Origin of the sequence: Nocardiopsis sp. B62, from assembly GCF_018070675.1 — a bacterium.
Taxonomy (GTDB): domain Bacteria; phylum Actinomycetota; class Actinomycetes; order Streptosporangiales; family Streptosporangiaceae; genus Nocardiopsis; species Nocardiopsis prasina.
Genome location: NZ_JAGPXK010000004.1, coordinates 254,972 through 280,192, shown reverse-complemented (window position 1 = coordinate 280,192; position 25,221 = coordinate 254,972). Strand labels below are relative to the sequence as shown.

General features: G+C 71.5%; 19 protein-coding genes and 1 riboswitch. Of the genes, 10 read left to right on the top strand and 9 right to left on the bottom strand.

The annotated features are described in order from the left end of the window. The first annotated feature begins 32 nt into the window (after positions 1 to 32). The 3 genes from KBX21_RS06965 to KBX21_RS06955 all read left to right on the top strand — a co-directional run bounded on the left by KBX21_RS06965 (position 33) and on the right by KBX21_RS06955 (position 5,305). Positions 33 to 533, top strand: a complete 501-nt coding sequence (locus KBX21_RS06965) for a MerR family transcriptional regulator (protein ID WP_049566375.1) — start codon at positions 33 to 35, stop codon at positions 531 to 533. Between the two features lie 150 nt (positions 534 to 683). Next, positions 684 to 774, top strand: a riboswitch (glycine riboswitch). A 97-nt stretch (positions 775 to 871) separates the two neighbouring features. Further along, the gene (gene gcvP / locus KBX21_RS06960; protein ID WP_210841361.1) at positions 872 to 3,769 is read left to right on the top strand and encodes an aminomethyl-transferring glycine dehydrogenase; all 2,898 of its coding nucleotides are present in this window, start codon (positions 872 to 874) and stop codon (positions 3,767 to 3,769) included. A 273-nt stretch (positions 3,770 to 4,042) separates the two neighbouring features. Next, on the top strand, positions 4,043 to 5,305 hold the full coding sequence (locus KBX21_RS06955) for a tol-pal system YbgF family protein (RefSeq protein ID WP_210841360.1): 1,263 nt from the start codon (positions 4,043 to 4,045) through the stop codon (positions 5,303 to 5,305). A gap of 50 nt (positions 5,306 to 5,355) precedes the next feature. Here the strand turns inward: KBX21_RS06955 and KBX21_RS06950 are convergent, their stop codons facing one another. The 4 genes from KBX21_RS06950 to KBX21_RS06935 form a co-directional block, all read right to left on the bottom strand. Then, the gene (locus KBX21_RS06950) at positions 5,356 to 5,544 is read right to left on the bottom strand and encodes a DUF5999 family protein (protein WP_017544800.1); all 189 of its coding nucleotides are present in this window, start codon (positions 5,542 to 5,544) and stop codon (positions 5,356 to 5,358) included. A gap of 228 nt (positions 5,545 to 5,772) precedes the next feature. Beyond that, on the bottom strand, positions 5,773 to 7,203 hold the full coding sequence (locus tag KBX21_RS06945; RefSeq protein WP_234003817.1) for a threonine/serine exporter ThrE family protein: 1,431 nt from the start codon (positions 7,201 to 7,203) through the stop codon (positions 5,773 to 5,775). 217 nt (positions 7,204 to 7,420) lie between these two features. Then, positions 7,421 to 8,158: a response regulator transcription factor gene (locus KBX21_RS06940; protein WP_210841359.1), complete on the bottom strand. Its 738-nt coding sequence runs from the start codon at positions 8,156 to 8,158 to the stop codon at positions 7,421 to 7,423. A gap of 115 nt (positions 8,159 to 8,273) precedes the next feature. Further along, entirely contained in the window at positions 8,274 to 9,110 is an 837-nt protein-coding gene (locus KBX21_RS06935; protein WP_210841358.1) for a PD-(D/E)XK nuclease family protein, read from the bottom strand. Positions 9,111 to 9,231: 121 nt separating this feature from the next. Between KBX21_RS06935 and KBX21_RS06930 the strand changes: the two genes are divergently transcribed. Continuing rightward, positions 9,232 to 10,401, top strand: a complete 1,170-nt coding sequence (locus KBX21_RS06930; protein ID WP_210841357.1) for a site-2 protease family protein — start codon at positions 9,232 to 9,234, stop codon at positions 10,399 to 10,401. A 59-nt stretch (positions 10,402 to 10,460) separates the two neighbouring features. Here the strand turns inward: KBX21_RS06930 and KBX21_RS06925 are convergent, their stop codons facing one another. Then, positions 10,461 to 10,934 (bottom strand): hypothetical protein, encoded by a 474-nt coding sequence (locus KBX21_RS06925; RefSeq protein ID WP_210841356.1) that lies wholly within the window; start codon positions 10,932 to 10,934, stop codon positions 10,461 to 10,463. Positions 10,935 to 10,966: 32 nt separating this feature from the next. Continuing rightward, positions 10,967 to 12,322 (bottom strand): helix-turn-helix transcriptional regulator, encoded by a 1,356-nt coding sequence (locus KBX21_RS06920; protein WP_210841436.1) that lies wholly within the window; start codon positions 12,320 to 12,322, stop codon positions 10,967 to 10,969. A gap of 302 nt (positions 12,323 to 12,624) precedes the next feature. On the opposite strand from KBX21_RS06920, the gene KBX21_RS06915 reads away from it, so the two are divergent. After that, complete coding sequence (locus KBX21_RS06915; RefSeq protein WP_199776449.1) at positions 12,625 to 12,960, top strand: hypothetical protein; 336 nt, start codon at positions 12,625 to 12,627, stop codon at positions 12,958 to 12,960. A 285-nt stretch (positions 12,961 to 13,245) separates the two neighbouring features. On the opposite strand, the gene ppgK is transcribed toward KBX21_RS06915, so the two are convergent. Continuing rightward, on the bottom strand, positions 13,246 to 14,001 hold the full coding sequence (gene ppgK, locus KBX21_RS06910) for a polyphosphate--glucose phosphotransferase (protein ID WP_210841355.1): 756 nt from the start codon (positions 13,999 to 14,001) through the stop codon (positions 13,246 to 13,248). Positions 14,002 to 14,198: 197 nt separating this feature from the next. Here ppgK and KBX21_RS06905 point away from each other — a divergent pair, with 197 nt between their 5' ends. The 3 genes from KBX21_RS06905 (at position 14,199) to dop (ending at position 19,052) form a co-directional block, all read left to right on the top strand. Then, the gene (locus KBX21_RS06905) at positions 14,199 to 15,197 is read left to right on the top strand and encodes a tRNA (adenine-N1)-methyltransferase (RefSeq protein ID WP_082206248.1); all 999 of its coding nucleotides are present in this window, start codon (positions 14,199 to 14,201) and stop codon (positions 15,195 to 15,197) included. Between the two features lie 301 nt (positions 15,198 to 15,498). Continuing rightward, complete coding sequence (arc, locus tag KBX21_RS06900; protein ID WP_082206249.1) at positions 15,499 to 17,268, top strand: proteasome ATPase; 1,770 nt, start codon at positions 15,499 to 15,501, stop codon at positions 17,266 to 17,268. 260 nt (positions 17,269 to 17,528) lie between these two features. Beyond that, a complete protein-coding gene (dop, locus tag KBX21_RS06895) occupies positions 17,529 to 19,052 on the top strand; it encodes a depupylase/deamidase Dop (protein ID WP_049566404.1) in 1,524 nt (507 codons plus the stop codon). A gap of 99 nt (positions 19,053 to 19,151) precedes the next feature. On the opposite strand, the gene KBX21_RS06890 is transcribed toward dop, so the two are convergent. Further along, a complete protein-coding gene (locus tag KBX21_RS06890; RefSeq protein WP_210841354.1) occupies positions 19,152 to 20,657 on the bottom strand; it encodes a PucR family transcriptional regulator in 1,506 nt (501 codons plus the stop codon). Positions 20,658 to 20,827: 170 nt separating this feature from the next. On the opposite strand from KBX21_RS06890, the gene KBX21_RS06885 reads away from it, so the two are divergent. After that, positions 20,828 to 22,123, top strand: coding sequence for an MFS transporter (locus KBX21_RS06885; protein WP_210841353.1), 1,296 nt, complete (start codon positions 20,828 to 20,830; stop codon positions 22,121 to 22,123). Between the two features lie 82 nt (positions 22,124 to 22,205). After that, positions 22,206 to 23,819, top strand: a complete 1,614-nt coding sequence (locus KBX21_RS06880) for an amidohydrolase (RefSeq protein ID WP_049566414.1) — start codon at positions 22,206 to 22,208, stop codon at positions 23,817 to 23,819. 147 nt (positions 23,820 to 23,966) lie between these two features. Here the strand turns inward: KBX21_RS06880 and KBX21_RS06875 are convergent, their stop codons facing one another. Next, positions 23,967 to 25,115 (bottom strand): S1 family peptidase, encoded by a 1,149-nt coding sequence (locus KBX21_RS06875; RefSeq protein ID WP_210841352.1) that lies wholly within the window; start codon positions 25,113 to 25,115, stop codon positions 23,967 to 23,969. Between the last annotated feature and the right edge of the window lie 106 nt (positions 25,116 to 25,221).

The following is a 25,221-nucleotide window of genomic DNA, read 5'->3' as shown; positions in this document are numbered from 1 at the left end:
GGCAGCAGGGCCTACTGTGCGAAGAGGACGTGATGGCGCTGCCTACGGACGTCGGGTATCGGGGTCCAGCGGCGTGTACGGCCGCCGGGATCACCTATCGACAGCTGGACTACTGGGCCAGGACCGACCTGGTGGTGCCCAGCGTGCGCACGGGAGCCCACAACGCCCCGCTGTACAGCCTTCCTGACATCCTGATGCTGAAGGTGGCCAAGCGGCTCCTGGACACCGGGATATCGCTCCAGCAGATCCGCACCGCGGTGGACCACCTGCGTGGCCGTCCCGCCGTCGACCTGTCCCGCATCACCCTCATGAGCGACGGCGTCAGCGTCTACGAGTGCACCTCGCCCGAGGAGGTCGTCGATCTCATGCAGCGCGGCCAGGGCATGTTCGGTCTGGCGCTGGCCAACGTCTCCCGCGAACTGGAGGAGGCGCTCGGAGTGGTCCCGGCCGAGGAGAGAGCCGACCTTCCCGCCGCGGCGCCCCAGGCCGTGGACGAACTGGCACTGCGGCGCAGGGAGCGCCGCACCGGGTGAACCCGTGCCGACACTGGTGAGTCGGCCGTGGTGAAAGGTGTGCCCTGACTCGGTGTCACGGGCCCGGATCGAGTACGGTCGTAGTCACAACGGGGATGAAAACCGACATTCGCCCTGCTTGTACACACATACAGAGCGTCAGCAGGCCGCTGATACCGCGCGGGAGAGACCTCGGCAACGGGGCGCCGACGGGGCAATACTCCCCAGTAACCTCTCAGGCACCATGGACCGCGCGGAGGAGGCCGCTCTGAAGCCTGGGCGCGGTCGTGCCCGGTGACAGAGGGGGAGACCGTGAGGAACACCGCCGACCCGATCGGCCCTGTCACCAGGAGGTCTCCGTGCCTGACCCGTCGAACGTCCCCACCCCGGGCGCCCCCGCCCGGGTGTTCGCGGACCGCCACATCGGACCCGCCCCCGCCGAGACCGCCGAGATGCTCAAGACGGTCGGCTACGGCTCCACCGCCGAGCTCATGAACGCCGCCGTGCCCGCGTCCATTCTCAGCTCCCCGGGGCGGAGCGCCACGCTCGACCTGCCCGAGGCGATCGGCGAGGCCGAGGCACTGGCGGAACTGCGCGAGCTGGCCTCGCGCAACAGGCTCGCCACGCCGATGATCGGCCGCGGCTACTACGGCACGCTCACGCCCCCCGTCATCCTTCGCAACATCATGGAGAACCCGGCCTGGTACACGGCGTACACGCCCTACCAGCCCGAGATCTCGCAGGGCCGCCTCGAGGCCCTCATCAACTTCCAGACCATGGTCTCCGACCTCACGGGCCTGCCCATCACGGGCGCGTCCCTGCTGGACGAGTCCACCGCCGCCGCCGAGGCCATGACCCTGGCCCGCCGCGTCAGCAAGGTCAAGAGCGACGTCTTCGTGGTCGACGCCGACGTCTTCCCGCAGACCCTCCAGGTCCTGCGCACCCGCGCCGAGCCCCTCGGCATTGAGGTCGTCGTCGCCGACCTCACCCGGGGCCTGCCCGAGGGCGACGTCTACGGTGTCCTGGTCCAGTACCCGGCCTCCAGCGGCGCGGTGCGCGACCCCAGCGCCGTCATCGCCGAGGCGCACGAGCGCGGCGCCCTGGCCGTGGTGGCCGCCGACATCCTCGCCCTGACCCTGCTGCGCAGCCCCGGTGACCTGGGGGCCGACATCGCGGTGGGCTCCACCCAGCGCTTCGGTGTCCCGCTCGGCTTCGGTGGCCCGCACGCCGGATACATGTCGGTGGGGGAGAAACTCCGCCGCCAGCTGCCCGGCCGCCTGGTCGGCGTCTCGGTGGACGACGCGGGCAAGCCCGCCTACCGTCTGGCCCTCCAGACCCGTGAACAGCACATCCGCCGCGAGAAGGCCACGAGCAACATCTGCACCGCGCAGGTGCTCCTGGCCATCATGGCCGGGATGTACGCCGTCTACCACGGCCCCGACGGACTGCGCGCGATCGCCCGCCAGGTCCACACCCGCACGGCAGCCCTGGCCGACACGCTCACCCGGCGCGGGTTCGAGGTGCTCCACGGGGCCTACTTCGACACCCTGCGCGTGCGCGTGCCCAGCGCCGCCAGAGTGGTCGAGCGTGCCCTGGAGGCCGGGGTCAACCTGCTGGGCGTCGACCAGACCACGGTCGGCCTCAGCGTGGACGAGACCACCACCGTCGCCGACCTGGAGAAGGTCCTGGCCGCCTTCGGGGAGGCCGACCGGGGCGCCGAACGCGGCCCGGTGACCGTGGACGGCGACGCCGACCACCTGCCCGCCGGTCTCGCGCGCGGCGTCGACTACCTCACCCACCAGGTGTTCAACACCCACCGCAGCGAGACCTCCCTGCTGCGCTACATGCGCCGCCTGTCCGACCGCGACCTCGCGCTGGACCGCACGATGATCCCGCTGGGCTCGTGCACCATGAAGCTCAACGCGACCGCCGAGATGGAGTCCATCACCTGGCCGGAGTTCGCGGGCCTGCACCCGTTCGCCCCGCTCGACCAGGCGGCCGGCAGCGTGTCGCTCATCCGCGACCTGGAGGGCTGGCTGGCCGAGGTCACCGGCTACGACGCCGTCTCCCTCCAGCCCAACGCGGGTTCCCAGGGCGAGCTCGCCGGCCTGCTGGCGATCCGCGGCTACCACCGCTCGCGCGGCGACGAGCACCGCGACGTCTGCCTCATCCCCAGCTCCGCGCACGGCACCAACGCCGCGAGCGCGGTCATGGCGGGCATGCGGGTGGCCGTCGTGGCCTGCGCAGAGGACGGCAACGTCGACCTCGACGACCTGCGCGCCAAGATCGCCAAGCACGGCGGCGAACTGGCGGCCATCATGGTCACCTACCCCTCCACCGCCGGTGTGTACGAGGACACCATCACCGAGGTGTGCCGCCTGGTCCACGAGGGGGGCGGTCAGGTCTACGTGGACGGCGCCAACCTGAACGCTCTGGTCGGCTGGGCTAAGCCGGGCGAGTTCGGGGCCGACGTCAGCCACCTCAACCTGCACAAGACCTTCTGCATCCCGCACGGCGGCGGCGGTCCGGGCGTGGGCCCGGTCGCGGTCCGCTCGCACCTGGCGGGCTTCCTGCCCAACCACCCGGGCCAGCCCGAGGCGGGCCCGCACACCGGTGTCGGCCCGGTCTCGGGCGCGCCCTTCGGCTCGGCGGGCATCCTGCCCATCTCCTGGGCCTACGTGCGCATGATGGGTGGCGACGGCCTGCGCGCCGCCACCGAGACCGCCGTGCTCTCCGCCAACTACGTGGCCAAGCGCCTGGAGCCGTACTACCCGGTGCTCTACACGGGTGCCAACGGGTTGGTCGCGCACGAGTGCATCATCGACATCCGGCCCCTCCAGAAGGCCAGCGGCATCAGCAACGAGGACGTCGCCAAGCGCCTGATGGACTACGGTTTCCACGCGCCGACCATGTCCTTCCCGGTCAACGGCACGCTCATGGTGGAGCCCACGGAGAGCGAGAACCTCGCCGAGCTGGAGCGGTTCGTCCAGGCGATGATCTCCATCCGGGGCGAGATCGACCGCGTCGTCAAGGGTGAGTGGGACGTCGAGGACAACCCGCTGCGGGGCGCCCCGCACACCGCCGAGGCGGTCACCGCCGACGAGTGGAACCGCGCCTACACGCGGGCGGAGGCGGTCTACCCGCTGTCGACGCTGCGCCAGGACAAGTACTGGCCGCCGGTCGGCCGGATCGACCAGGCCTACGGTGACCGCAACCTGGTCTGCTCCTGCCCGCCGCCGGAGGCCTTCGAGCTGTAGCCCGCGAGGTTCACGAAGGCACGGAGCCGAGTGCCCGCCTGAGCGTGTCAGGGGCGTCCACCCGAGAGGGTGGGCGCCCCTTGGCGTGTCTCCTGCGGGTCCGGGACGCGGCGGGGAACCGCCGACGAGGGCGACACCCCCACCGGGAGCCCGCGACGGCCGGGAGGGGGCGCGTTAGAGTTTGCACAGCCGCCGCCGAGGCCGGTCGCGGTCACGCCCGCGGCACGCGCTCCCCGTCGCGCGGGCCCGACACCCCCATGGAAAGCGGAACGAATGACCACGACGTCCGGACCTCCCGCGCGCTCTGGCCCCGCAGACCCCGCCGACCCCGCACCCCGGGCCACGGACCCCGACGACGCCGAGGGCACTTCCGTGCCCTCTCCGGAGGGCGCCCCGGACCTGTGCGACCAGGCTCAGGACCTCGCCGAGAGCGGACACCTCAAACGGGCCGCCAAGCTCTACCAGCGGGCCGTCTCTGCCAACCCCCCGCCCCGGGTCCAGGCCAGGGCGCTGCTCGGTCTCGCCGTGGTGCAGGACCAGCGTGGGGACCCGGCCGCCTCGAGGGAGGCCGCGCGTCGCGCCCTGGCCACCGGCGACACCCGTTACGCCCCTCGCGCCGCCTACCACCTGGCGCTCTCGCTGGAACAGGAGGGTGCGCACGGCGAGGCCGTCCGCGTCTGGCACCGTCTGCTGGACCTCGGCGGCCCCGCCTACACGGCCGTGGCCCGCTACGGACTGGCACGCGAGGCGGAGCTGCGCGGCGAGGAGGACGAGGCGGAGGAGCACTGGGAGGCGGCGCTGGAGCTACCGCCCGCAGACGCGGCGATCAGCCGACTGCACGCTGCCACCGTGGTGGAGGCCGCTGGCGACCTGGCCGGCCGACTCCTGGAACGGGGGCGGCCGGATGCCGCCGCCCTCGCGGTCGAGCGCGGCCTGAGCGTGGGTGACGACCCCGGGCTGCGGATGCTGCGCGCCGCCACCCACCTGGAGAGGGCCATCGCGGACGTGGGCACCGTGGTGGGCGCCGGACCGACCGAGGGGGAAGCGGGCACGCGTCCGCGACCGCGCACCTCGGGGGCTGCGGTGGAGCTGCTCGCGGGCCTGCTCTCCCTGAGAGGGGAGCCGGATGTCGCGGAGCGGGTCTGGCGCCTGGGGCTGGACAACCGTGACCGGGACACCGCCGACGCCGTACGGGCCCGGCTGCGGAGCCCCTTCGCCCAGGAGCCGCCGGAGGACGGTGGAGAACAGCCCGAACCGTGGTGGGAGGTCTACCTGGAGGAGGCGGTCGCCACCTCCAGCGCGCCCGCGTTGGCGGGGGAGCTGTTCGCGGTCATCACGCAGATGCACGCCCTGCTGGCCGTCCCGGTCGTCGAGGGCGAGTCCCGCCCGGCGGCCCTGCGCGCCGCCATGGAGACGGCCCTGCGCACACCGAGCGAGCTCGTGTGGGGGAGTTCCGTGCACGCCGACTTCCGGCGCCGACTCAGCGCGGCGATGGGTGAGGACGTCCTGCCGGAGCAGTGGCCGGACGGAGGCTGAGAGGACGGGCCCTGACCGGGCCCGCGTGACGCGCTCTCGGGAGCGTCGGGTCAGGCGGCGACCCGGGGGCGGTGCGGGGCCACGACAGCGCCGTCGGGGAGGAGCTCACCTGTGTCGTCGAAGAGGACGACACCGTTGCAGAGCAGACTCCAGCCCTGCTCCGGGTGACTGGAGACCACCCGCGCGGCCTCGCGGTCGGTGTCCTCGAAGGAAGGGCAGGCGGGTGAATGGCTGCACATGTCAGAGCCTTTCGTCGGGGTGCTCCTCGTTGAGCTGAGGCCAACAATAGTGGCTGACATCACATGATGTTGTCGGTTTAGGCCGACAACGTTCGTCGGCGTGTTTTGTTGACCCTCACCAAGTGGGACACGCCCCACCCCGGATCGGTTCTGTCCGAGGTGATCTCGTCCCGTCAGGCTTCGGCCGCACCGTTCCCGAAGACCGGTGCGGCCCATGGAAGCGCCCCGTCAGTAGCCGCCTCTGGTGCGGCGCGCCGCGGGACGGCCGCGCATCCCGGCCCCCGCCAGACCGCCGCGCTGGAAGGAGCGCACCAGCTCCCCGCCGAGGTTGACCCCGGCACCCAGCGCCAGCGCCACCATGACCGCCTCGGCGATGCTGAGCAGGCCCGAGACCGCCGTCCCCTGAGTGATCTCTATCAGGCCCCGGTACAGGATGCTGCCGGGCAGCAGCGGCGCGATCGACGGGATCAGATAGGGCAGAACCGGCCGTTGGGTACGCCGGGCCAACCAGTGCCCGACCACGCCCACCGCCATCGCGCCCACGATCGTGCCCACCACCGCGGGCACCTCCAACCACAGGCGCATCCCCGCGTAGATCAGCCAGATCATCACGCCCAGGGCACCGATGGTGGGCAGCATGCGCGGGGGCACCGCGAGGGAGATCGCGAAGGCCATGGCGATCCCGGCCGCGCCGATCAGGACCGGGACGTGCATGGCGGTCCCGGCCGAGGGCAGGTTCTCCAGGTCCAGGTCGATGCCCAGACGGGTGGCGGTGTAGGCCACGGAGACCACCCCGGCCACGATCGCGCCCAGGGTGAAGAAGGTCTCCAGCAGCCGCGCGGCCGCCGACACGTAACTGCCGCTGATCCCGTCCTGGAGGCTGGAGACCAGGGGACGCCCGGGAAGCAGCGCCATGATGTTGCCGGTGATGATCGCGCCCGCCTGGAGGCCCAGGTCCAGCTCGGTGCTGGCCCACAGCAGTCCGACACCGATGGAGGAGGCCACCACGGCCGCCGCCGTCATCTGGTAGAACTCGGCGACCCCCCGGTTGGCGAGGAAGACCGAGGTGCGGTCGCCCAGCACCGTGGCGAGGAAGGCGACGGTGGCCACGATCAGGCCACCGCCTACCATGAGGCTGGCGCTGGAGGCGATCAGACCGAAGCCCACGGCGATCAGCCAGTTGGGGTAGGGCATGCGGGCCCGGCGGATCTGCTCCAGGCGCGCGTTGGCGTCCTCCAGCTCCAGGAGTCCCAGTGCCGCCTGCTGCACCAGGGTGTGCAGCTCGTTGACGCGGAAGTAGTCGAGGGTACGGCGGCGGACCACCCGTTCCCCGGTGACCGGCGGGCTGTCTCCGCCGGGGTGGGTGGACAGGGAGATGGTGGTGAAGGTGACCGACACCTCCGAGCGGGGCAGGTCGAAGGCGACCGACAGGCTCAGCATGGCCTCGCTGACGGCCTCGGTGCCCTCACCGCTGGCCAGCATCAACTCGCCCACACGCAGGACGAGGTTGATCGCCCGGGCGTCCGGGAAGTTGACGTCCTCGTCGTCCTCCAGGTTGTCCGGGGTCAGCTCACGTTCGTGCTCCGCGCGCCAGTCGCGCATCCGACTGAGCATGAACTCCTCGCTCGGTGGTCCCGAGCGATCCCGCTTGCTTGGCATGGCTGTACTCCGTTTCCTCCCCGTCGCCCGCACCCCTGATGATCGGCGTACTGCCTCGGCAACCCCAAGGGGGACGCCGCGCCCGTGCGCGCGGTTCGCCCCCCGGCCGCGGTGGCGGCGGTGAGTTCGGTCACCGGATCATCCTGTCAATCGGCGTGCTTCGTCATGGTGGGCGACGCGCCGGGTCTCGGGCGCTCGCGGGGTTCGGTGACGGTGTTCAGGACGGAGGACCCGGGGCCCGCGACGCGCGCGCCCCGTCCTGTTCCGTGTGCTGTCCGGGGCGGACCAGGCCGCTCTCGTACGCGTGCACGACGGCCTGCACACGGTCGCGCAGGCCGAGCTTGGTGAGAATGCTTCCCACATGGGACTTGACGGTGGTCTCGCCGACCACCAGGTGTGCGGCGATCTCGCCGTTGGACCAGCCACGGGCGATGAGCCTGAGCACCTGCCGTTCGCGGACGGTGAGGGGGTCCTCGTCCGGTTCGGGGTCGGCCACGGGGGAGGGCAGGAGGGGGGCGAAGCGGTCAAGGAGGCGGTGCAGGACGGTGGGGGAGACCACTGAGGCGCCCCGGGCCACCACCTCGACGGCCGAGACGAGTTCGGTCGGGGGCGCGTCCTTGAGGAGGAACCCCGAGGCGCCCGCGCGGAGCACCCCGACGACGTACTCGTCCAGGTCGAAGGTGGTCAGGGCGAGGACGTGCACCCGGTGGCCGAGGGGACGGGCCCACTCGACGATCTGGCGGGTGGCCTCGATGCCGTCCATACCGGGCATGCGGACGTCCATGAGGACGACGTCCGGGAGCAGGCTGCGGGCCGAGCGGACGGCCTCGCGGCCGTCGGAGGCCTCGCCGACCACGGACAGGTGGGGGGACGACTCCAGGATCATGCGGAAGCCGGTGCGGACGAGCGGTTGGTCGTCGGCGAGCAGGACGGAGACGGATACGGAGTCGGACACGGCCCGATTCTCCCCCAAGTCGACGGTCCTCGGGGCCGTAAACGCTGTGACTCACCCGTGATCTGGGTCGGGGTTCCATCGCGCTACCCGAGATCGGGGGTCCCACTCCACTGGTCTACCCGTGTTCGGGGTGACCGGCTCCGGAAACCGAGGGGATCGGCAGCGGCGGCGGGGTACCGCCGAACTCCGGGCACAGGGCCTGGTGCTCGCACCACCCGCACAGTTTGCTGCGCCTGGGCTCCCAGGTCCCCGACCGTCCGGCCGCCTCGATCCGCGCCCAGATGGCCCCGATCTCCGCCTCGGCGGCGGCGAGCTCCTCCTCGGTGGGGTCGTACCAGCGCACCGAGCCGTCGCCCAGGTAGACGAGCTGGAGGCGGGCCGGCACCACACCCAGGTCGCGCCAGATCATCACCGCGTAGAAGAAGATCTGGAACTTGGCCTTGTCCTCGAAGCGCGGGTGCGGTGACTTGCCGGTCTTGTAGTCCACCACACGCATCTGCCCGTCGGGCGCCACGTCCAGCCGGTCGACGTAGCCGCGCAGCCGCAGGCCGGTGGGCAGCGAGACCTCCAGGCGCATCTCGCGATCCCGGGGCTCCAGACGCTCGGGGTCCTCCAGATCGAAGTAGCGCCGCACCAGGGCCCGGGCCGACTCCAACCACTCCGCCAGCCCCTCGTCGCCGGGGAAGAGGTGTTCGGCGACCTCGGGCTTGCCCTCCCGGATCCGGGCCCACTGGGGTTCCACCAGGCTCACCGCGGTGCGCGGGGTCCGGGTGTCGGCGGGCAGCTCGTACAGGCGCTCCAGGCACGCGTGCACCAGGGTCCCCCGCAGGGCCGCGGCGCTGGGCGCCTCGGGGAGGCGGTCGATGGTGCGGAACCGGAACAGCAACGGGCACTGGAGGAAGTCCGAGGCCCGGGAGGGCGAGAGGGCGGTCGGAAGGTGCGCGGTGGTCATGCCCCGAGCCTATGAGAGGAGCGCACCCGCCCGGAGCGGTTCGAGGGCGACGGGTACCGGGCGGTACGGCTCAGCCCCCACCTGCCGGGGACTCCGGTGGGACAGGCCCTAGTGTGGAGCCGTGAGCAGAGGCAGTGACCAGTCCCGACCCCGTCCCGACGAGCGTGAACGGAAGAGCCCCGGGTTACTGTTGGGCCGCCCCTTCGGAGTCCCGGTCTACGTCACCGCGTCATGGTGGATCGTCGCCGCACTGATCACCCTCGTCTACGGCGGGATCGTCGAGGCGCGCCTGGCCCTGGGCCCCTCCGCCTACCTCCTGGCGTTCGTCTTCGCGGTCCTGCTCTACGCCTCCGTGCTCGTGCACGAACTGGCGCACTCACTGGTGGCCCGCTGGTACGGACTGCCGGTGCGCCGCATCGTCCTGTACGTGCTGGGCGGGGTCTCGGAGATCGACCGGGAGGCACCCACCCCGGGCCGGGAGTTCTGGATCGCCTTCTCCGGCCCGCTGCTGTCGCTGGTCCTGGCGGCGGTGGCGTTCGTGCTCGCGCACTTCGCCGACCCGTTCAGCGTTCCCGGTGAACTGCTCTTCCAGCTGTGGATCGCCAACCTCCTCGTCGGCGTGTTCAACCTGCTTCCGGGGCTGCCGCTGGACGGTGGCCGCCTGCTGCGCGCCGGGGTGTGGAAGGTGACCGGGCGCCCGCACACCGGCAGCGTGGTCGCGGCCTGGGGCGGCCGCGTGCTCGCCCTCGGCGTGGCGGCGCTGCCGTTCCTCTTCGCCTGGAGCGCGGGCAGCACCCCGGGCCCGTGGGCGATCGTGTGGGGACTGGTCCTGGCCGGGTTCATGTGGATGGGAGCCTCCGAGGCGCTCAACAACGCGCGCGTCCGCGCCCGGGTACCCGGGCTGAGGGCACGCTCGCTGACCCGCCGCGCGGTGACCGTCCCGGCCGACACGCCGCTGGCCCAGGCCGACCTGCGGGCCGAGGAGGCGGGGGCGGAGACGGTCGTGGTCACCGACAGCGCCGGTACGCCCGTCTCCGTGGTGCACCCTGCGGCTGCCGAGGCGATCACCGACGCACGCCGGGCCTGGGTCCCGGTGTCGGACGTGGCGCGGGCGCTGACGGAACACTCGACGGTCTCCGCGGACCTTGAGGGCGAGGAGCTGCTGACGGAGCTCACCCGGTACCCGCTGCCCGAGTACCTGGTGCGGGAGGACGACGGCGCGGTGCTGGGCGTGCTGCGCGCGTCCGACGTCAACGCGGTGATGACCGGACGGGCCGTGGGAGGTCGGTGACACGCGGGCCGCAGGGGCGCGCCGGGGCCGGGCGTCGTTCGCCAGGACCGGGACCGGGATCAGCGGCGGGCCCCCTCGGGCCACAGGACACTGACGGGGCGGCCGATCCGTTGCGCGTAGGCCACCACGTCGGCCGTGCCGCCGGGGCCGCGGGCGGGCTCCCCGTCCCAGACCGCGACCAGCTGGTCGCACCGCTCGACCAGGAGGCGTCCCGCCGCCATGTGGGCGCGGGGGTCGGACTCGCCATGGGGTAGGGCGTGGACCAGGACGGCCTGCCCCAGGAGGCGGTCGTACACGGGGTGGTGCTCGTCCGGCAGCGCCTCCCGGTAGCCGGTCGCGGGGACGATCGCCTCCAGCGGGGCGCCCGTGGCCACGACCGCCTCGGCGAAGACGACGTCGGCGCCGTCCGCGAGGCAGGACAGGCCCACCATCTCGCATCCGTACGGTTCCAGGTGAGTCTTGACCAGATCGGCGACGGCGCCGCTGACGTCAGGGGTCAGGTTGCGGTGTCCGGTGATCCCGATACGAATCACATGCCCTCCCTGCTGCTCGCTTCGCCGACTTTCTACCCACTGATCGGGATACCGGTAACCAGAGAGGAAAGCCTGTCGTCGAGGTCCTCGACGCAGTGCGCCCGGGGCCCCCGATAGCGTCTGCGGAAGGAGCGGACCCGGCCCACCACGCGTTCGGAGTCGAAGCGCACCCCGGTGGTCAGCGCCTCCTGGGCGAGCCGGAAGGCCTCGTCCACGTCACCGGCCTCGGCGTGGGCGGATGCCAGCTCCACCTTGAGCAGCGCCGACTGCTTGACGTTGCGCGGCGCCGGGGCCACGGCCTCGGCGAAGGCGGCGCGGGCGTCGTGCGGGCTGCGCAGCCGGACCCCCACCAGTGCGCGATAGCCTGCGACCTTGGCCTGGTCGAAGGCGAACACCCACGGCCAGGGCGGTTGGGCGTTGTCCGGGCTGTCCACCTCGCGCTCGGCGCGGCGGATCGACCGGGCGGCGGAGACGTGGTCGCCCAGCCCCGCGTGGGCGAGCGCCCCGACGCAGGCCAGCCAGGCCCGGGCGGTGGGGTGGGCGGCGGGGCCCAGCACGTGTTCGGCCTCCCGGACCAGGCCGAGGCCGAGCTCGGGGTCCTCCGCGACGTCGATCTCGAAGGCGGCCAGGGAACCGAGCATGTAGACGTCCAGCAGACGCATCCCGGCCTGGCGGGCGCGGACCACGGCGGTCCGGTAGTGCATGCGCGCCGAACCCATGTCGCCCAGGTCGGCGCTGAGCCAGGCGGCGAACCCCGAGGCCTCGCTGGCGGCCGCGCTGAGCTCGGTGTGGAAGGTGGTCCCGCGCGCGTTGCCGAGCATCTGTTCGGCCAGATGGACGTGCGCGACGGCGCCGGGCAGCAGGTGCCGTGCCGGGGAGGTGGCGTCCATACGGCGCTGGCTGCCGGTGATGGAGCGCAGCGCGGGGGCGGTGGTCTCGTTGATGCCGTGGTACCCCTCGTACCCGCCCGGGGGACGTCCGCCGGTGATGCCGGAGGGGGCCATGGTGACGCTCCGTGCCGGATCCCGGCGTCTGGAGGGGTTGCGCCCCGTACCCGGCGGCTCCTCCCGCTCTCCCAGACCGAGCCCCCGAGTCCCCACGTCGTCCGGTTCCCTCGCGCCGTCCAGCGTCCCGGATCCGCGCACGGCGCCCGAGGTCCCTGCGCTCCCCGCCCCGCCGAAGCGCAGCAGGTGGAGGGGGATGTCCAGGCGCCGGGCGAGGTCGTGGACCTGGCTGACGGTGAGGGACTGCTGGCCGTTGACGACACGGGAGACCCAGCTCTGCGAGTAGGTCAGGGCCTGCGCCAGCTCGCCCTGGGACCACCCTCGCGCCGAGCGCACGCCCTCGATGACCGTCGGCATGTCACAGGTGGCCAGGGCGGCGGCCATCCGCGGGCGGGTCCACAGGTCCTGGGGCAGTTCACCGTCTCGTTGGGGCATGCAGCTTAGATTAGGGATTCCGTGAGCGCTTGGTGGCTATGTGTGAAAAAGAAAGTGTGATGCGTGATCCGCATACGGGTGCCAGTCCCGGCTCAGAGTGCGGCAAAGTTGGTGTGGTCGTTGGTTCGGCGTACGACGTGTCGCGCCGGACCCGGGAGGAAGGCAGGGAAGCGCACGTGACCGTTGAGACACCACCGGCGGGGAGTCCGAGCCTGGCCGGGAGTGGACGGGAGCATCGTGGTACCCCGCCCATGGGCGTGTTCGGCGCGCACACCCCGGTCGATCCGGTGTACCGGGTGGAGCTGGCCACCCTCGCCCTGCGCGGCCTGGCCGCCGAACTGCGGGCGCGCGGGGTCGAGGCCCGTGAGGACGGGGTGTTCGGCGTGGTCGACGCCGGACCGGCCACGCGGCCGCAGCGCGCCCTCCTGCGCCCCCACCGGGGTGACCTCTGGTGGTGGATGCGCTGGCCCTGCCAGGACGGCCTCCCCTCTGAGCTGCGCGGGGTTCCGCTCACCCCGGTGACCCGTACCTCCGACGCGGCCCGAAGGATCGTCGGCGCCCTCACCACCACGGCGGAGGGCGGCTGACGGACACGTCCGGATGCACGGCACGCGGCCGCCGCATCCGGACCCCAGAGCGGGCTGTGCACACGCACGGTCCCGGGTGTCGGAACGGTGTCCTGGGTGTGCCCGTGCCCCAGTCTCCCTCTGCGCGGGCCCCGGCCCCCTTCGACACCCGAAGCGGGAACGCCCCGCTGGTCACGCCTCCCGGCCGGTGCTCCCGGCGGGGGCGGCTGTGTCCACCCCTGAGGGGCCCGGCCTCTGCCCCGGGGCGGGGCCCCTCACCCCCTGATGGTCCGCCGCGGAGGACCCCTAGACCTCCGCGGCGGACAGGGCCGCCCCGACGATCCCGGCCGTGTTGCGCAGTTCTGCGGGCACGATCGGTGTGCGGATGTGCAGGTGGTGGAGGAACTTGTCGGCCTTGCGGCTCACCCCGCCGCCGACGACGATCAGGTCCGGCCACACCAGGTCCTCGATGGTCCGGTAGTAGCGCTGGAGGCGGTGCTTGGCCCAGTCGTGGTAGGAGAGCCCCTCCCGCTCCTTGGCGCCGGAGGAGGCGCGCGACTCCGCGTCGTGGCCGTCGATCTCCAGGTGGCCGAACTCGGTGTTGGGGACCAGGCGGCCGTTCACGACCAGCGCGGTGCCGATCCCGGTGCCCAGGGTGGTGAGCAGGACGGTGCCGCTCACGTCCCGGGCGGCGCCGTAGCGGTTCTCCGCCAGGGCGGCGGCGTCGGCGTCGTTGAGCACTCGCACGGGGCGGCCCGCGGCCTCGGCGAACAGGGCGCTGGCGTCGGTGTCGACCCAGCTCTTGTCCAGGTTCGCGGAGGTACGCACCACCCCGCCCTGGACCACCCCGGGAAAGGTGACGCCCAGGGGAGCTCCCTCGGTCTCGGGAAAGTGCGCGGCGATCTCGCCGACGATCCCGGCCACCGTGGCGGGATCCGCGTGCTCGGGGGTGAGGATCTTCAGGCGGTCCCGCAGGAACTCGCCGGAGACAAGGTCGACCGGTGCGCCCTTGATCCCGCTGCCACCGATGTCGATTCCCAGGCCCGTGGTCTGCTGTGACATGGGTCGTGTCTCCCGAGGTCCTCGTGTTCCGGATGGGCGTGGTGTGTGACCACACGCCTGATACTGCCCAACGGGCGGGCTTTTCGCACGCCCGCCCGACCCGGTCCGTGGGCCCCGGCCGTTCGTCGCGGTGCTCGGGGGCCGATACGCTGGGCGACTGCCCAGACCAAACGCGACGTGGGAAGACGAGAGCGACGTTGACCGGTATCCATGGCCGCCGCGGCCCCTTCACCGACGGCGACACCGTGCAGTTGACCGACCCGAAGGGTCGCATGCACACCATCACACTGCGCGAGGGTGGGACCTTCCACTCGCACAAGGGCAAGGTCGAACACGACGACCTCATCGGTGAGCCCGACGGCAGCGTGGTGCGTTCCAACACCGGCACGGCCTACGTGGCGCTGCGCCCCCTGCTCATCGACTACACGCTCTCCATGAAGCGCGGCGCGACCATCGTCTATCCCAAGGACGCCGCCCAGGTCATGGTCGAGGCCGACATCTTCCCGGGCGCCCGGGTGGTGGAGGCGGGCGCCGGTTCCGGCGCGATGTCCAACTGGCTGCTGCGCGCGGTCGGGGAACAGGGCATGGTCCACTCCTACGAGCGTCGCGAGGACTTCGCGAAGATCGCTCGCAAGAACGTCGAGAACTTCTACGGGGGACCGCACCCGGCGTGGAAGCTCACCGTGGGCGACCTGGTCGAGGAGCTCGACGAGACCGACGTGGACCGGGTCTTCCTGGACATGCTCGCGCCCTGGGAGTGCCTGGACGCTGTCGCCGGGGCGCTGATCCCCGGCGGGCTGGTGTGCTGCTACGTGGCCACGACCACCCAGCTGTCCCGCGTGGTGGAGGAGCTGCGGGCGGACGACCGCTTCTACGAGCCGCGCTCCTGGGAGACCATGCTGCGCACCTGGCACGTGGAGGGTCTGGCCGTGCGTCCGGACCACCGGATGATCGGGCACACCGGCTTCCTCGTGGTCGCGCGCCGTCTGGCCGACGGTGTGGAGGCCCCCGAGCGCCGCCGCCGTCCCGCCAAGGGCGCCTACGGCAAGGACTACGAGGCCGCCAAGGCGGCCGCCGACGCCGGTGCGAGGGCGGCCGCGCCCGCGACCGCCCCGACGGCGGACGCCGAGCCCGGCAAGGTGACCGAGGGCGGCAAGGTGAACGAGCCCGGCGAGGCGACCGAGGGCGGCGAGTAGGGACCGCGCCGCACCCGAGTGTGGAGGGGCCCGTCCGGAGACGATCCGGGCGGGCCCCTTCCGCGTGTTCGAGCGCGTCCGGAAAGGGCGGCGCCCTGTCGCCCGAGGTTGTCGCGACCCCTGGAAGGTGCTTGCCCCGACCCCGCCTCGGAGGTTACTTTCTCATTACGTCGGGCCCTTCGCTACCACTGTGACCTGGACGGACGCAAGATCCCCACATGAGGTCCGCGACACTCGTGCGGGGTTACAGGTTAGGAAACGGGCATGGGTAGGTAGGTTCCCGAGTAGTTCCTACAGGGAGGTGGCGGACGTGGCCGAACGTGAGGACGAGCGTCAGGGCGATCGGGACCGTGAAGTCGCTGAGCTCACGGCCCAGGTGGCCTACATGGAGAAGGAACTCGGCGTGGTCCGGCGCAAGCTCGCCGACTCACCCCGACATGTTCGTCTGCTGGAGGAGCGGCTGCGAGAGGCCCAGGCCAGTCTCGCGGGCGCCAACGGGCAGAACGAACGGCTCGTCTCCACGTTGAAGGAGGCGCGCGAACAGATCGTCGCGCTCAAGGAGGAGGTCGACCGGCTCTCTCAGCCGCCGTCGGGCTTCGGCGTCTACCTCGGCTCGCGCGAGGACGACACCGTCGAGATCTTCACCAACGGCCGCAAGATGCGGGTGAACGTCAGTCCCTCCGTGGACCTGGACCACCTGCGTCCCGGCCAGGAGGTCATGCTCAACGAGGCGTTCAACGTCGTCGAGGTGGAGTCGTTCGAGACGGTCGGCGAGGTCGTCATGCTCAAGGAGCTCCTTGAGGACGGCGAGCGCGCGCTGGTCATCTCGCACCACGACGACGAGAAGATCGTCCGCCTGGCGGAACCGCTGCGCGACGAGCCGATCCGGCCGGGCGACTCCCTGCTGCTGGAGCCCCGTTCCGGCTACGTGTACGAGCGCATTCCCAAGTCGGAGGTCGAGGAACTCATCCTCGAGGAGGTCCCCGACATCTCCTACACCGACATCGGCGGCCTCACCGGTCAGATCGAGATGATCCGCGACGCGGTCGAGCTGCCCTTCCTCCACAAGGACCTCTTCCGCGAGCACCAGCTCACCCCGCCCAAGGGTGTCCTGCTCTACGGTCCGCCCGGCTGCGGAAAGACGCTCATCGCCAAGGCGGTCGCCAACTCGCTGGCCAAGCGGGTCGCCGAGCGCACCGGCAAGGACGTCGGCAAGAGCTTCTTCCTGAACATCAAGGGCCCGGAGCTGCTCAACAAGTACGTGGGTGAGACCGAGCGGCACATCCGCCTGGTCTTCCAGCGCGCACGGGAGAAGGCCTCCGAGGGCACCCCCGTCATCGTCTTCTTCGACGAGATGGACTCGATCTTCCGCGTCCGCGGCTCGGGTGTGTCCTCCGATGTGGAGAACACCATCGTCCCGCAGATGCTCAGCGAGATCGACGGCGTGGAGGGGCTGGAGAACGTCATCGTCATCGGCGCCTCCAACCGGGAGGACATGATCGACCCGGCGATCCTGCGGCCCGGCCGCCTGGACGTCAAGATCAAGGTCGAGCGCCCCGACGCCGAGGGAGCCCGGGACATCTTCGGCAAGTACGTGACCGAGGACCTCCCTCTGCACGAGGACGACCTGGTCGAACACGGTGGTTCGACCCGGGCCACGGTGGACGCCATGATCCAGCGGGTCGTGGAGCGGATGTACACCGAGGGCGAGGAGAACCGCTTCCTGGAGGTCACCTACGCCAACGGTGACAAGGAGGTCCTGTACTTCAAGGACTTCAACTCCGGCGCGATGATCGAGAACATCGTCTCGCGCGCCAAGAAGATGGCTATCAAGGACTACATCGACCAGCAGTCCAAGGGGCTGCGCGTCTCCCACCTGCTCCAGGCCTGCGTCGACGAGTTCAGCGAGAACGAGGACCTGCCCAACACCACCAACCCGGACGACTGGGCGCGGATCTCGGGCAAGAAGGGCGAGAGGATCGTCTACATCCGGACTCTCGTGACCGGGAAGAAGGGGGCCGACTCCGGTCGGTCCATCGACACCGTCGCCAACACCGGCCAGTACCTGTAGCAAATCGTTCGGAGCGGGGCCCGCGCACGATTCGGCGGGTCCCGCTCCGCCGTTGGTGGGGGATTGCCGGACACAATGGGGGAGTGGCCCGGGAACCTCCGATCCGGATCCGGTTTGATTTTTCGAGAAGCCGGGAGAAACCGCCTGAACTGCGATGACACGCCCGTCGAAGCCCGGTGGAAACGCCCGGGAAGACGGCGCTTAGGCCACAATTGGCGCGGAAGCGTTCAAGACAGGTCCGTGGCGGATAACCTCTCATCATGAGTGTGCGGCGGATTATGGGTATCGAGACCGAATACGGGATCTCCGTGCCGGGAAACCCCGGAGCCAACGCGATGGTCACCTCCACACAGGTGGTCAACGCCTACCTGGCCGCCTCGGCGGCACGGGCCAGGAGGGCACGCTGGGACTTCGAGGAGGAGAACCCGCTGCGCGACGCCCGCGGGTTCGACCTGGCGCGCGAGGTCGCCGACCCCACCCAGCTGACCGACGAGGACCTGGGGCTGGCCAACGTCATCCTCACCAACGGCGCGCGCCTTTACGTGGACCACGCGCACCCCGAGTACTCGGCGCCGGAGGTCACCAACCCCCTCGACGCGGTGCTGTGGGACAAGGCGGGCGAGCGGGTGATGGCCGACGCGGCCGCCCGAGCCGGGGCCACCCCGGGGATCGAGCCGATCCAGCTGTACAAGAACAACACCGACAACAAGGGCGCCTCGTACGGGTGCCACGAGAACTACCTGATGAACCGGTCGACGCCCTTCGGCGACATCGTCCGGCACCTGATCCCGTTCTTCGTCTCGCGGCAGGTGATCTGCGGCGCGGGCAAGGTCGGGATCGGCTCCGACGGCCAGGGCAGCGGTTTCCAGATCTCCCAGCGGGCGGACTTCTTCGAGGTCGAGGTGGGCCTGGAGACCACCCTGAAGCGTCCCATCATCAATACGCGGGACGAACCGCACGCCGACCCGGACCAGTACCGGCGCCTGCACGTCATCATCGGTGACGCCAACATGAGCGAGGTCTCCACCTACCTCAAGCTGGGGACCACCGCGCTGGTGCTGTCGATGATCGAGGACGGCTTCCTCAGCGCGGACCTGTCCCTGGAGACTCCGGTGGCGGACCTGCGGGAGGTCTCCCACGACCCGGGGCTGACCCACCGGGTCCGGCTGCGGGACGGGCGCCGGATGACCGCGCTGGAGCTCCAGGGTGAGTACCTGGACCAGGCGCGCAAGTACGTGGAGGACCGCTTCGGCACCGACGTGGACCCCGACACCGCAGACGTCCTCGACCGCTGGGAGTCGGTCCTGTCGCGGTTGGCCTCCGACCCGATGGACCTGGCCACCGAGCTGGACTGGGTCGCCAAGCTCAAGGTGCTGGAGGGGTACCGGTCCCGTGACGGGCTGGAGTGGTCCCACCCCAGGCTTCAGCTCGTCGACCTCCAGTACTCCGACGTGCGCGGGGACAAGGGCATCTACAACCGCCTGGCCGCGCGGGGACGGATGCGGCGCCTCGTGGAGGAGACCGAGGTGGCCCGGGCCGTCACCGAACCGCCGGAGGACACCCGCGCCTACTTCCGGGGCCGGTGCCTGGCGAAGTACGCCGACGAGGTGGCCGCCGCCTCCTGGGACTCGGTCATCTTCGACCTGCCGGGCTACGACTCCCTCCAGCGCGTGCCCACCCTCGAGCCGCGCAGGGGAACCAAGGAGCACGTGGGCGGGCTCCTGGACGCCTCCGCCACCGCCGCCGAGCTGGTGGCCGTCCTCGCGGGCAACCGCAGGAAGTGATCGCGGCGCGGTGCCCCGGCTGCCCCTCCGGCGCCGGGCACCGCGCCCCGGCGTGACGGCGTCGGAGGCACCGCCCCCGTCGTGCGGGCGCCCGGTCCGTCAGTCGTGCCAGGTACCGTCCGCGCAGCGCATCGGTCGCAGGCTCAGCGCCGTCCACAGCTCCAGCCGCGTACGGGGGTCGCGCAGGTCGCGGCCGAGCACTCGCTCGGCTGTGCGTAGCCTGGCCCGCAGCGTGTTGCGGTGCACTCCGAGCTCCCGGGCCGTCTCCTCCACATGGGCACTGCTGTCCAGGTAGTGGCGCAGGGCGTGCGCCAGTTCCGTCCCGTTGCGCGCGTCATGCTCCACGACGGGTCCCAGCACCGCCTCGGTGAACGCCCTCGACCCGCTCTCGGGAACGGACGACCGCAACAGCGCCCAGGCGTCGGCCTCGTCCATGTGCCGGTACCCCTCGGCCGGGACGGCCCCGCGAGCCCGGGCCACCGCAGAGGCGAGTTCGCCCGGCCCCCGCGCACGGCACGCCCCCGCCGCGGACACGCCCTCGACCAGGGAGAGCAACCGTTCACCCGCGTGCGGACGGCCGGTGTCGGGAAGCACCGCCACCAGCACCTCACCGAGGTGGCACAGCCCGCTCGACCTGGCCGCCTCAGTGTCACCCAGCACGTCGACCAGGGCGTCGGCCGCGTCGTCCAGCGAACGCGGCTCGGAGGTACGCAGGCAGACGACCTCCCACGGTGGGGAGGGCAGCGTCAGCGGTACCCCCACCGTCTGCCCCAGCGCTGCCGCGCGCAGCAGCGGAGCGCGTTCGCCGAACATCGCCCGCCGAGCGTCGCGTGAGTGCAGCAGGTCCACGGCCAGCAGCGACGCGGCGTGGTTGGCCAGCACCCGGACGTTGGGCGAGGGATCGTCGCAGCGCAGCGCCACCCAGCCGAGGGTGCGCCCGCTGGTGCCGAGTGTCTGGAGGAGGATCGACGACCCGTCGTCGGCCAGGACCCGCATGCCCGGGGTGGGCGCCGCCCCCACCACCTCGGAGCGCACCAGCGAGTGCCAGCCCGGTTCGCGCTCGGGGACCGCCCGACTCGTCATCGCGTTGCGGTCGAGCAGCAGGCACTCACCTGAGGTGGCCGACGCCAGTTCGCGCATCACCCCGGCCGGGCCCGAGCGCAGGGCCGCCCGCGCCATGGCGTCCTGGGCCGCCAGGACACGGCCCTGTTCACGGGTGCGTTCGGCGGCGTAGTGGTCGGCGACGGTCTCCACCACGGCGACGAACGACGTCTCGCCCTCGACCCGCAGGACCGGGAAGCCCAGCCGGTCGCCCTCGTCCAGGACCTCGGAGGGGATCTCGCTCAGCCAGATGTCGATGGCGAACGCCAGGCCCGCGCACCCGGCTCCGTGGAGGCGCCGCACGTAGGCGCGGTGCCCCGCGGCGTCACCGCCCAGACCGAGCCCGGCCGTCAGCACGAGTTCACCGCCGCGGAGCCAGCGCACCGGGTCTGGCAGCTCCGTCACGTGCGCCCACCGCACCACGCGGTCCAGCCCGGCGAGCCCGGCCGAGGCGCTGACCTCCAGGTGCGGTGACGCGGTGATGTCGCGAACGGTGATGGCCACGGGCAGCCTCCCGCCTTCCCTCCTGCTGTGCGACCTGCACTTTTGTCACGTTACAACCTGTGCGAACCAACCCGACGTCGGTGGCCGGGGGGTGTCTACGGTCACAACAACACACCGGATCACATCGGTCGTGGTCGCCGACGACCACGCCAAGCGCCATCGGAGTTCCCATGTCAGAGCGGACCGCCCCCACGTCACCGCACCCCGCACGTGCGGCTGTGGCGGCCTTCGTCGGCACCACCATCGAGTGGTTCGACTTCTACATCTACGCGACCGCGGCCAGCCTGGTCTTCGCGACCCTGTTCTTCCCGGCCGACATCGACCCCATGGTCGGGTTGATGGCGTCCTTCGCCACCTTCTCGGTGGGCTTCTTCGCCCGCCCGCTGGGCGGCCTCCTGTTCGGCCACTACGGTGACCGGCTCGGCCGCAAGTCGGCGCTGGTCATCACCCTGCTGATGATGGGCGTGGCCACGTTCAGCGTGGGCCTGCTGCCCACCTACGAACAGGTCGGGTTCCTCGCCCCGCTGCTGCTGGTGGTGCTGCGGTTCGTGCAGGGCATCGCCGTGGGTGGTGAATGGGGCGGCGCGGTGCTCATGGCCGTGGAGCACGCCCCGGAGAACCGTAAGACCTTCTACGGTGCCTTCGCCCAGCTCGGCAACCCGGCGGGGGCGCTGCTGGCAACCGGCTCCTTCGGCCTCATCGCCGCCTGGGACACCGAGATCCTCTACGACTGGGGATGGCGCCTGCCCTTCCTCGCCTCGGTCCTGCTCGTGGTCGTCGGCATGGTCATCCGCTTCAAGGTGGAGGAGTCCCCGGTCTTCGACGCCGTGCAGGACGACCAGCCCCGGGGCCTCCCGCTCGGCTACGCCCTGCGCACCTCCTGGCGCACCCTCCTGCTTGGCGTGGGTGTCCTGCCGGTGGCCGTGGGCGGCTACTACATCGTCACCACGTTCCTCCAAGCCTACGGGGTCACCGAGGTCGGGATCAGCGAACAGGTCATCCTCACGGGTCTGAGCATCGCGGCCTTCGTGGAGCTGGTGGTCACCCTCGGGGTCTCCTGGCTGGGGGACCGCTACGGCACCGTCCGGGTCGTCACCATCGGCCTGGTGGGCGTGGGCGTGCTGGCCCTGCCGCAGTTCCTGATCCTGGAGACCGGCAGCACACTGCTCATCGTCCTCATGCTCTGCGTGATGCGCGTCGCCATGGCCACCGTCTACGGTCCCATCGCCCGCGTGCTCGCCCAGATGTACCCGCCCCAGGCCCGCTACACCAGCATCTCGATCGCCTACCAGACGGCGGGCGCGATCTTCGGTGGTCTGGCCCCGCTGGCCTGCACCGCCCTGTTCGCCGCCACCGGGAGCATCCTCTCCGTGGTCGGGCTCCTGATCGGCATGGTGGTGCTGAGCGTGGTCTGCCTGGCCCACGCGCCCCGCTACCAGGACTCGGACCTGCTCACCTCGGACTGACCCGTCCCCCCGCTCCCCAACCGCCCCGGTACCGCCGTCCCGCGGGACGGCGGTACCACCCACTCCTGAGGAGGATCCACCCGTGACCGGTCTGCTCATCCACAACGCCCGCGTCCTGACGATGGACGACACCAACCCGACCGCGCCCGCCGTGGCCGTACGTGAGGGCCGGGTCCGTCTGGTCGGCGGCGTCGAGGCTGCCCGGGCCGCGGCCGGACCCGGAGCCGTGGAAGTGGACGCGGGCGGACGGACCGTCCTGCCCGGCTTCATCGACCCGCACAACCACCTGCTCTCCACCGCCGAGTCCCTGGCGGCGGTGGACGCGCGCTACCCCCGGGTGGGCAGCGCCGCCGACCTGGTCGCCGCGATCGCGGCCGAGGCCGAGCGCACTCCGGCGGGCCAGTGGATCCGCGCGTTCTCCATGGACGACGCCAAGTATCCGGGCGGTCGGCCCACCCGTCGCCACCTGGACGAGGCCACCACGGAGCACCCGGTCATCGTCTACCACGTCTCCGGCCACCAGGCCGTGGTGAACTCCGCCGCGCTGGCCTGGAGCGGGATCGGCGAGGACGTGCCCGACCCGGCCGGCGGCTCCTTCGTCCGCGACGAGGGCGGACGGCTGACCGGGATGGTCACGGACGCGGCGATGGAACTCCTGCTGCCGCTGGCCGTGGACATCGGCTGCCACGGACCCAACTTCCACACGGCGCTGCCCACCGAGCACCTGCTCGGCTGGCTGTCCGACGCGGCCGAGCCGTACCTGTCGGCGGGTGTGACCACGGTGTGCGACCCGCAGGTCTCCGCCCGCGAGCTGCGGGTGTACCGGGCGGCGCGCGCCGCCGGAACCCTGCCGCTGCGCACCTTCGGCATGCCGCTCTCGCACCAGCTCGACTCCCTCACCCACGCCGGCCTCGCGAGCCCGTTCGGTGACGACTGGCTCCGCCTGACCGGGATGAAGTTCTACTCGGACGGCACCCTCCTGGGCGGGACCGCGAAATTCAGCGTTCCCTACGGTGAGCACGGCCAGTTCCCCGGGAGCCTCTACCATCACCCCGACCAGCTGGTGGACCTGGTGACCAGGGCCGCCAAGGAGGGGTGGCAGGTCGCGATCCACACGCAGGGCGACGCCGCGATGGAGCACACCCTGGACGCCATCGCCTCGGCTGCGCGGGTGTCGGGCCCGGACCCGCGCCCCCGGATCGAGCACTGCGGCTACCCGACGGTGGAGCAGGCCAAGCGCTTCACCGACCACGGGGTCATCCCGGTCAACCAGCCCAACTTCCTGTACGACAGCGGCGGCGACTTCCTGCGCCGCTTGGGGGACCGCGCGCACCGGCTCCAGCCCATGCGCGAGGAGATCGACCTGGGACTGCGCCCGGTGCTGTCCAGCGACTCCTTCGTCTCCAGCCTGCGTCCGATGGACACCGTGGCCAACGCGGTGTGCCGCACCACCCGGGAGGGGGCCGACATCGGTCGGGAGCAGGGCGTCACCCTGTACGAGGCGCTGCGCGCCCACACCCTGGACGCCGCGCACGCGCTGGGGGTCGAGGACCGTCTGGGCGCGCTGCGCCCGGGCTACCTCGCCGACCTGGTCGTCCTCGACGCGGACGTGGAGTCCCTGCCGCAGGACCGGCTGCGCGAGGTGAACGCCTGGCTGACGGTCCTGGACGGCGAGGTCGTCCACCGGGCGGCCTGAGGGGAGGGGGATCGGAGCCGGTCACGGGTGGGGCCGTGGCCGGTGACCGGTTCCCCGGAGCGGACGCGAGCGTCCCCGCCCGCTGCACGCGGACGGGGACGCCTGGTTTCTCAGGTCAGCGGACCGGTGGTCCGCCGGTAACGGGGATCAGGTGCGCAGACGGACGCCCCAGGAGTTCACCATGGGGGTGACCTCCTGGTAGAAGGTGGTCCCGCCGGTGCGGCAGTTGCCGGAGCCGCCGGAGGTGACGCCCTGGGCCTGGTTGCCGGAGATGTAGGAGCCGCCGGAGTCGCCGGGCTCGGCGCACACGGTGGTCCGCGTCATGTTGGTGACGGTGCCCTCGGGGTAGCTCACCGACTGGCCGCGGGCCTGGATGGTGCCGCAGTGCCAACCGGTGGTGGAGCCGGAGCGGCAGACGGAGGAGCCGATGGGCGCCTGGTTGTGACCGGCGACGGTGGCGTAGCCGCCGGTGTTGTAGCGGCTGACCAGGTTGGTCAGCGTGAAGTTGGACGTTCCGCGGACGAAGGCGGCGTCGTTGCCCGGGAAGATGGACTGCTCGAAGACGCCCCGGCCGTTGCCGATGGTCACCTGGGTGCCCACGCGGCCACAGTGACCGGCGGTGACGAACCCGGGCTGACCGGCGGCGTTGGTGGCCGCGAAGCCGACCGAACAGCGGCCGCCCATGGTGTAGGCCAGACCGCCGATGATGTCGGCGTACAGCTCGGGCTGCTCGGTGGTGGTCACCTCGACCGCCGAGGCGTCCACGCCGGCGTCGGCGAGCAGGCCGCCCACGTCGGCGCCGGAACCCTCCAGGACCTCCAGCACGACGGTGTCACCCGCGACGTCCGGGTACCAGCCGACCACGCCGGGAACGGCGTCGGCGGCGTTGAGCTCCTCGACGATCTCGTCGAGGCCCGTGATGCCGTAGGAGACCAGTTCGGTCCCGGCGCCGGTGGCCTCCACCGCCTCGGCCGCGGCGGAGTCGGTGACCAGGACGGTCAGTTCCAGGGTCTCGGTGTCGAAGACGGAGCCGCCGTAGGCGTCCCCGGCGGCCTCGGCCGCGGCCTCGTCGACCTCGAAGGCGGTGTCCTGGGCGGCCAGCAGTTCATCGGCCTCAAGCGGGGTCAGGCCGAGGTCGCGCTGGAGCGCCTCCTGCATGGAGACGGCGTCGGCCTCCGGGGTGGGTGACTGGGGGAGTGGTCCGGTGGCCGCGAAGGCTCCCGGGGCGGCGGACAGCACCAGGCCGAAGGCCAGGGCTCCCGTTCCGATGGCGGAGACAACGGGGGAGGGTCGCATGAGGTCCCTACTCTCCAGGGGGGATTAACGGGGGATCGGGGTCGAAACACTTCGGCCCCTGTCGTTCACCGAGACATTCGGTAAACAACGCCTAACCATAGGTGCA

Coding starts and splice junctions, on each gene's coding strand:
- ppgK (WP_210841355.1), bottom strand. CDS start 14,001: ATGTCACAGCAGACCACGGGCCTGGGAATCGACATCGGTGGCAGCGGG.
- KBX21_RS06935 (WP_210841358.1), bottom strand. CDS start 9,110: ATGACCACCGCGCACCTTCCGACCGCCCTCTCGCCCTCCCGGGCCTCG.
- KBX21_RS06950 (WP_017544800.1), bottom strand. CDS start 5,544: ATGTGCAGCCATTCACCCGCCTGCCCTTCCTTCGAGGACACCGACCGC.
- KBX21_RS06955 (WP_210841360.1), top strand. CDS start 4,043: ATGACCACGACGTCCGGACCTCCCGCGCGCTCTGGCCCCGCAGACCCC.
- KBX21_RS06875 (WP_210841352.1), bottom strand. CDS start 25,115: ATGCGACCCTCCCCCGTTGTCTCCGCCATCGGAACGGGAGCCCTGGCC.
- KBX21_RS06915 (WP_199776449.1), top strand. CDS start 12,625: ATGGGCGTGTTCGGCGCGCACACCCCGGTCGATCCGGTGTACCGGGTG.
- KBX21_RS06885 (WP_210841353.1), top strand. CDS start 20,828: ATGTCAGAGCGGACCGCCCCCACGTCACCGCACCCCGCACGTGCGGCT.
- dop (WP_049566404.1), top strand. CDS start 17,529: ATGAGTGTGCGGCGGATTATGGGTATCGAGACCGAATACGGGATCTCC.
- KBX21_RS06920 (WP_210841436.1), bottom strand. CDS start 12,322: ATGGCCGCCGCCCTGGCCACCTGTGACATGCCGACGGTCATCGAGGGC.
- KBX21_RS06945 (WP_234003817.1), bottom strand. CDS start 7,203: ATGCCAAGCAAGCGGGATCGCTCGGGACCACCGAGCGAGGAGTTCATG.
- KBX21_RS06965 (WP_049566375.1), top strand. CDS start 33: ATGGCGCTGCCTACGGACGTCGGGTATCGGGGTCCAGCGGCGTGTACG.